Here is a 6131-nt window from a genome sequence, read left to right as displayed (position 1 = left end):
CGAACGCGACGGCCCGACTCTTCCTCGACACCACGGAGTTCATGCCTGACCAGCGGAAACCCACCGGTCACGTGCCGAAAGACAACACCTTCTTACGCGGCAGGCTGTTTTCAGTGCTGGTACGTCAGATTCCCTTCAGCGGCCAGCTCGCTGGGGTGGTGCGGTCACGCCGCTGAAGACGCGTGTCGTTGGGGCTGAAGGCTTCTGTCGTTTTCCGCCGCCGGGGACGACGGGTGACCATCGGCACCCCGTACGGAATCGAACAAGGCACCCTCCGCCTCCCCACCGGCGTCGCCGACTGGATCACCGAGCTGCTCCGCGACGAGACCCAGGCACTGGAGGCCGGCCACCGCGCCGCCGACCGCGGCCAGGACGACGGCCTGGCCGCCGACGTCGAGCCAGCCTGGTGGTGACGAACCGGTCGATCGCCCGCGCGGTGTCGGTGGCGGCTGGGATGCTGGGCGCCATGGACGACGAGGCGTTGCTGCGGGGCCGGGTTTACGGCGCTGACCATGACGACCCCGGCCCCCAGCACGGGCACGAGTACCGGGAGTTGGTCGCAGGTCCGCTCGACGGCCTTCTCCTGGACGTCACCGGCTGGGACGCCGATCAGCTCGCCGGCGGTGCCGCACTGGCCACCGAGATCGGCTCCTATGGCGCTGGCGGCCGCGCCCATTACGAACCCCGGCCGGCGGACCCGCGCCGCTGGGAGTGGCGGGGAGACACGCCCTGACAGCGCCCCTCGGACCAACCCCAGCGGCACTGTGATGCCCGCCCGCACACACTGAGAGGGCCGGTCCGCGCCCGAACCCCCGAGCGGGCAGCGGACCGGTCCCCAACCGAGGCATCAGCGCCAGACAACCTCGACATGCTGCACCAAGAACAGCAGCACGGCAACGGCCAGCCCGGAGCCGGCGTTCGCGAGCACCGCGCCGAGCATCCGGCCAGGGTCACGCCAGGCCGGCCGCTCCGGCCGCGCCACCGCCTGGCGCCGACTGTTTGTCCCACGGGTGCGCGACGCAGTGGCCCCAGTTGACCGGCCATCGGACTTCAGCCACCACAACCGGGCCACGGCGTGGGTGCCGGACGACCTGGTGGCCGTGGTGGTCATCGACCACGCCCCGGCGTTGTGCTCCCCCTGCTCCCACGCGCCGTCGGACATCTGCGCGGTGTGGTTTCACCTGTACGGGCGCCCGCCAAGAGGGTGACACAGTGTCAGATGCATCACATAGAGTCATGCCGCACGTGCACTGAGTAATTCAAGAAAGGGTGCTGCGATGACGAAGAGCGTCGGGCTGAAGGAGTTGTGCGAGCGGCTGCCAGCCATGGCCGAGGACTACGGGCTGCGGCTGGTCCCTGCCGTACCGGAGAACCACAAGGGAAGCGCCGCGGTGGACGACACCGTGATGACGCCGGAGCAACTGTGCGACCTCGCCCGCGCCGCCGGAGCCCGAATCCTGTTCCACCGTACGATCCCGTTCGACTCCGCAGCCCTCCTGGAAGACCTCGAAGACGCTGAGGACGACCAGGACACGGAACAACTACCGCACGCCCGCAGCACGTCGCCAGCAGTGGACAGCCTCCGCCGACGGATGCGCCAGCGCGACGGCCAGGCCCCCGTCGTGGAACTGTGCGTGGTCCTCGACGGGGTCGCCGTGCTCTGGTCCCGCACGGCCCCATGGGTCGACGACCTCCTGGCCGCCCTCAGCGAAGTGCAGGAAGAGCAGGCCGCCCAGGCCCAACACACCCGCACACTGCGCGCGCAAGGAGCACAGGAGGAGATCGCCCGAATCACACAACTGCTGTGTGACGCCCCTTCCTTCCGCGCAGCCACCACGGCAGCGGCCCGCCGCCGTGCAGCCGACAGCCTCCTGCCGACCCCGGACCCAGCCGACCGGGAAGCACGAAACGCGCACTGGCGCGGAATCGACCAGGCCCTCGCCGACGTCGAAGCAGCCTCGTCCGCCATCTACAACGACTTCAAGACCAAACTGAACGACCTCGCCGACGAACTCGTGGCCAGCGGCGCACTCGACGACGCCCGCACCCTGCAAGTCCGCAAGATCCGGCTCAAGGACTTCCTGCAGCACCGCTCCGGCGGCTACGCCCCGCCCACCGACGTGCTGGCCCTGATGTTGGAACTGCCTCAACTGCGTCATCCCGTCGGCACGCGGCGCGCAGTCCCCGGCCGTCAGCGCAAGGAGACCCTGTTCGCCGTGGAGCTGCCGGAGTAGTTGGCCACAGGCGCGGCAGACGATCTGCGGTACACCCCCTGAAACGAACGCCCGACCTCCAAGCCAACCTCCCCTCACCGGCACCCGGCCCGCCGCCCTACGCCCACTCCACGCCCTGCTCCGCAAGCTTCGCGAGCTGGCCCGGCGTGAGCTTGGCACGGCGGGCCTTCTGATTGTTCAGCCACGCACCGAGGCCGACGTGGACGGTCTTGACAGCCTCTTCTCTGCCGGGGCCGGCCACCGTGACCTCCAACTGCTCCTTGTGCGGGCGCGGGGCCTTCACGTGGCCTTCCCGGTCGACGGATGCCGCCGAGGCGGCCAGGCCTCGGGCGAACCGATCGGTGCGGGACATTGCCGGCTTCGCATCGGCTGCGGCCTTGGCGGCCACCGTCTCCGGGTCCGCCGGCCGCGGCCGGGACGACGACCAGGGTGCCGAGGTCGAACCGGCCTGGTGGTGACCCGGCGTTTCCGGTCCGGCCGCCGTGCCCGGTGCCGTTGGCCGCGGCTTGGACGATGGCCGGGACGCGGGGGTCGAACCGGCTTGGTGGCGGCCCTGGCACTTTCCGGCTTCGCCCGCGCGGTGGGAGCGGCCGCCGTCTCGTTGAGAATCTCGTGTCCGGCGGGGCCGGAGCGCGCATGGCGGGTCAGTCCTGGCAGGAATCCGTCGACCATCTGGTGTTCCGGGTGGTCGGTGCGGGTCGTCCGGGTGGTTGGGGGGTCAGCGATGGCGGTGCGTGCTGGTCCGCCGGTTTCGCCTCACAAGTCGGTCACCTTCTGCTAGGAATGATCGACACATGGTGATCTGTGGGTGTCCTGGCATGAAGGAGCGGTTGTATGGCTGTCGGATCGAAGGTGTACGGCGACCTGGAGCTGGCGTTCACCGACAAGTTCGAGTGGTGCTACGACAACGACGCCACGTCGTGTCCGGACTGGGTGAGCTTCTGGCGTCCGTTGCCGCCCGAGGGGTTCCATGCGCTGGGCACGGTGGTGGTGCCGGCACGGGGAGCGGCGAACCTGAAGCCGAAGGCCGACGGGCCGATGAGCGACGAGCACATCGTCGCCCTGTGCGTGAAGGACGCGGGCACCACCGAGGACGGCAAGCTGCCGCCGCTCGCCCGGCCGGTGGACTACGAGGAGGTGTGGAACGACCAAGGCAGCTACGGCTACCACCGCGGCTCGGTGTGGCGGCCCGTGGCACCGGAGGGCTATGTGGCGCTGGGCTGCGTGGCGCCGGTGTACTCGTACGACAAGCCGCCGCTGGACGCGATCATGTGCGTGCGCGAGGACCTCACCCACGCCGCGAGGCCGGTCAAGGCGTTCGAGAACCACAAGAGCAAGGGCAAGGACGTCGGCGTCTGGTTCAACGACGTCCCCCAGTCCTACACCCCGGAGGACGCGGGCGACACCAGCCAGTTCCTGATCGCGCCCAACACCTTCGCGGCACACCCCAAGTACGCCACCCCGAAGTTCCTCACCGAGATGAACGTCCTGCGCCTGACGGTGGACGCCGGCGGCTCGCTGCCGACCGAGTACCCGCAGCTGGAGGGCCGTGAGCTGCCGCCCGAGCGGACGATGGAGGCGCTCGCGAGCACCCTGTGGCTGCCGTTCACGGCCGTCCGCGACGAGGCGAAGCCCGTGCCGTGGAAGCTGCAGAAGTCGCCCTTCTACAAGGTCGAGCGCCGGGTGTCCTGGCTGCGGCTCGCGTTCCTCAACAACGACACCGACAGCGACCAGAAGGAAAGCATCGCGCTGACCACCGGCCTGGAGAAGGAGCAGACGTCGAACTGGAACACGAGCCTCGGCTTCTCGCTCAACTACACCTCCGGGGTGTCGTTCGGCGCCTCCGCCACGGTCACGGTCGGCTTCAGCATGGAGTACAGCTTCGGCGGATCGGTCTCCACCAAGTCGCTGGAGTCGAAGACGATCACCCGCGAGCTGACGGTGAAGCCCGGCACCGCCGCGGCCGCCTGGACCGGAAGCCACACCGTCCAGGTCAAGCGGGCCGACAACAGCCGCGTCGGGCCGACGCTGGAACTCAAGACCGCCAGCGTGCACTTCGACCAGTACCCGGACCCGGAGAAGGAATCGGACGAGTAACCGGGCCCCGGTTCACAAACCCCCGGAGGGCACAGGGAAGGCCGGAGACGGCCGTCCCGTGCCCGCCCGGGGCCATCAAGATCACATGGCTCTGCCGGGACCCGAACCGGGAGACCGGGGAGCTGAAGCAGTAGCAGTAGCTGCGGTGGACCTCGACCGGGTCGGGCTGGACGACGGAGACGAGTTCGCCGCCCAGCCGGTAGCCGAGGCGTGAGGTTCGGCAGGTGTTAGGCGACAGCTTGTTTTCAGCGCTGGCACGTCAGGCGAGTTCAGCAGCCAGCTCGCTGGGGTGGTGCGGCCACGCCGCTGAAGACGTGTGTCGTTGGCACTGAAGGCCTGTGTCGTTTTCCGTTGAAGGTTTCGTGTCATCCGGGATGGTCTGCGGGTGGCCGTCCGGCGGTTGGAGTTCTTCCGGGTTTCAGTGTGGCGCGTCAGCTGAAACCGGCCTTGGCAGCGGCAGACCTGACTGGCGCTTCGACACCCGGAACGCGACGGTGGCCGCGGCCCGCAGAAGGGACGGCGGCCGGACTTGTCCCGTCGGTCAGTCGGTCGAGACTTCGGCGACGCCGCGCAGGACGGCATCGGTGTGTTCGCGTTCGCTGCGCCGCTGGGCGGCCCAGTCGCCGGGCGGCCGCGGCGTGGGCCGCTGGCCCGACTTTGGCCGCGACGTTGATGACTGTCTTCCGTCGCCAGCGGACGGCCTCTAAGGTGACCTGACGATCACCGGGAAGGCCCTCACATGACGAAGACGATCGCTGCCGCCGTTCTGTCCGACTCAGTCTGGGGCGGCCCCGATCTGCCACCGCCGCCCACTCCCCGCCAGCCGGTCGACTGGCAGGAGCTGAAGAAGATCCTGCGGCTGATGCCGAACAACGACTTCCCCGTCACCGTCGACGCGGACGGCAACCTCCGCTTCCGATTCCGGTAACGGGACGCCATCCATCCACCCGACGCGCCTCGATCACATCCCGACGATCAAGGCCTCACCGCCGTCACGCAGCCCCGACGACCGGGTCGTCGATGTGCTGGAGCCGGTTGCGCGCGGCCACCCGGTCCTCGCCGGACAGCTTGGCCCAGTACTCGTCGGCCCACACCGCGTGGCAGGCCCGACACCTGGCTTCCTCCAGCCGGGCGGACTGGGCCAGCGGCTCCTCGCTCAGGCCCTGCCGAGCGGCCTCCAGATCGCCGCCCCACGACGGCAGCGACGTGTGGCCGCTCCAGCTCCAGGCCCTCCAGCAGTTCGCGCCGCCGCGCGTACGGCTCGGCGAGCAGCGACCGCTCACCGGTGTGCAGCAGGTCGAATGCGATGTAGAGGGCGGGTGCGGACACCGCCCCGGTCTGCACCGCCGCCGGGCGGGTGCGGTAGATGCGGCCCTGCAGCCCAGGGAACGACGGGACGTCGGCGCGCATCACCACGAGTCCGCAGGCCGCACGGGTCCGTGATCGTCGCCCCTGGGATGCGGCGGGTGGACCGGCCGGGTCCGGGAGTGCTACGCGGCTTTCCAGGCGTTGATGCGGTTGGGGTCGCTGTCGGCAAGGCCGCTCTTGTGGCTGAGGGTGGTGATGAAATTGAAGCCGAAACAGTCGTCGGACTTGTAGAGGTCGACGTCACCGCCGGTGTTGTTCCACGTGCTGCGAGGATCCTTGCGTCCCTCCGCGTGGGAGGACTTGCAGAAGGTGGTGCTGGGCCGGTCGATCTGCCAGCTGTTGATTGCCACTCAGCATGAGTACGGATAGGCCTGGTTGTGCCACTCTCGGTGAGCACGGTGAATTGATGGTTGCAGCGGGGTTGATCTTCGG

Annotated in this window: 10 protein-coding genes; 6 read left to right on the top strand and 4 right to left on the bottom strand. The window is 69.2% G+C overall.

The features are described 5' to 3' along the window. The first annotated feature begins 233 nt into the window (after positions 1–233). Both AB0O11_RS38975 and AB0O11_RS38970 read left to right on the top strand, forming a co-directional pair. Entirely contained in the window at positions 234–413 is a 180-nt protein-coding gene (locus tag AB0O11_RS38975; RefSeq protein ID WP_363397286.1) for a hypothetical protein, read from the top strand. A gap of 53 nt (positions 414–466) precedes the next feature. Beyond that, complete coding sequence (locus AB0O11_RS38970) at positions 467–733, top strand: hypothetical protein (protein ID WP_363397288.1); 267 nt, start codon at positions 467–469, stop codon at positions 731–733. A gap of 114 nt (positions 734–847) precedes the next feature. Here AB0O11_RS38970 and AB0O11_RS38965 read toward each other — a convergent pair whose 3' ends face one another. Continuing rightward, complete coding sequence (locus AB0O11_RS38965) at positions 848–1162, bottom strand: hypothetical protein (protein WP_363397284.1); 315 nt, start codon at positions 1160–1162, stop codon at positions 848–850. Positions 1163–1277: 115 nt separating this feature from the next. Here AB0O11_RS38965 and AB0O11_RS38960 point away from each other — a divergent pair, with 115 nt between their 5' ends. Further along, positions 1278–2234: a hypothetical protein gene (locus AB0O11_RS38960; protein WP_363397282.1), complete on the top strand. Its 957-nt coding sequence runs from the start codon at positions 1278–1280 to the stop codon at positions 2232–2234. 97 nt (positions 2235–2331) lie between these two features. On the opposite strand, the gene AB0O11_RS38955 is transcribed toward AB0O11_RS38960, so the two are convergent. Beyond that, positions 2332–2586 (bottom strand): helicase associated domain-containing protein, encoded by a 255-nt coding sequence (locus AB0O11_RS38955; protein WP_363397280.1) that lies wholly within the window; start codon positions 2584–2586, stop codon positions 2332–2334. A 482-nt stretch (positions 2587–3068) separates the two neighbouring features. Here AB0O11_RS38955 and AB0O11_RS38950 point away from each other — a divergent pair, with 482 nt between their 5' ends. The 3 genes from AB0O11_RS38950 (at position 3069) to AB0O11_RS38940 (ending at position 5259) form a co-directional block, all read left to right on the top strand. Beyond that, the gene (locus AB0O11_RS38950; protein ID WP_363397277.1) at positions 3069–4331 is read left to right on the top strand and encodes a Vps62-related protein; all 1263 of its coding nucleotides are present in this window, start codon (positions 3069–3071) and stop codon (positions 4329–4331) included. A gap of 85 nt (positions 4332–4416) precedes the next feature. Continuing rightward, the gene (locus AB0O11_RS38945) at positions 4417–4545 is read left to right on the top strand and encodes a hypothetical protein (RefSeq protein ID WP_363397274.1); all 129 of its coding nucleotides are present in this window, start codon (positions 4417–4419) and stop codon (positions 4543–4545) included. Between the two features lie 525 nt (positions 4546–5070). Next, positions 5071–5259, top strand: coding sequence for a hypothetical protein (locus tag AB0O11_RS38940; RefSeq protein ID WP_363397272.1), 189 nt, complete (start codon positions 5071–5073; stop codon positions 5257–5259). A 64-nt stretch (positions 5260–5323) separates the two neighbouring features. On the opposite strand, the gene AB0O11_RS38935 is transcribed toward AB0O11_RS38940, so the two are convergent. Further along, on the bottom strand, positions 5324–5614 hold the full coding sequence (locus AB0O11_RS38935) for a hypothetical protein (protein ID WP_363397270.1): 291 nt from the start codon (positions 5612–5614) through the stop codon (positions 5324–5326). A gap of 207 nt (positions 5615–5821) precedes the next feature. Continuing rightward, positions 5822–6049 (bottom strand): hypothetical protein, encoded by a 228-nt coding sequence (locus AB0O11_RS38930; protein WP_363397267.1) that lies wholly within the window; start codon positions 6047–6049, stop codon positions 5822–5824. Positions 6050–6131 lie beyond the last annotated feature (82 nt).

Source organism: Kitasatospora sp. NPDC093102 (genome assembly GCF_040683915.1).
GTDB lineage: Bacteria > Actinomycetota > Actinomycetes > Streptomycetales > Streptomycetaceae > Kitasatospora.
The sequence above is the reverse complement of the archived record's forward strand: the minus strand, read 5'-3'. Positions and strand labels throughout refer to the sequence as shown.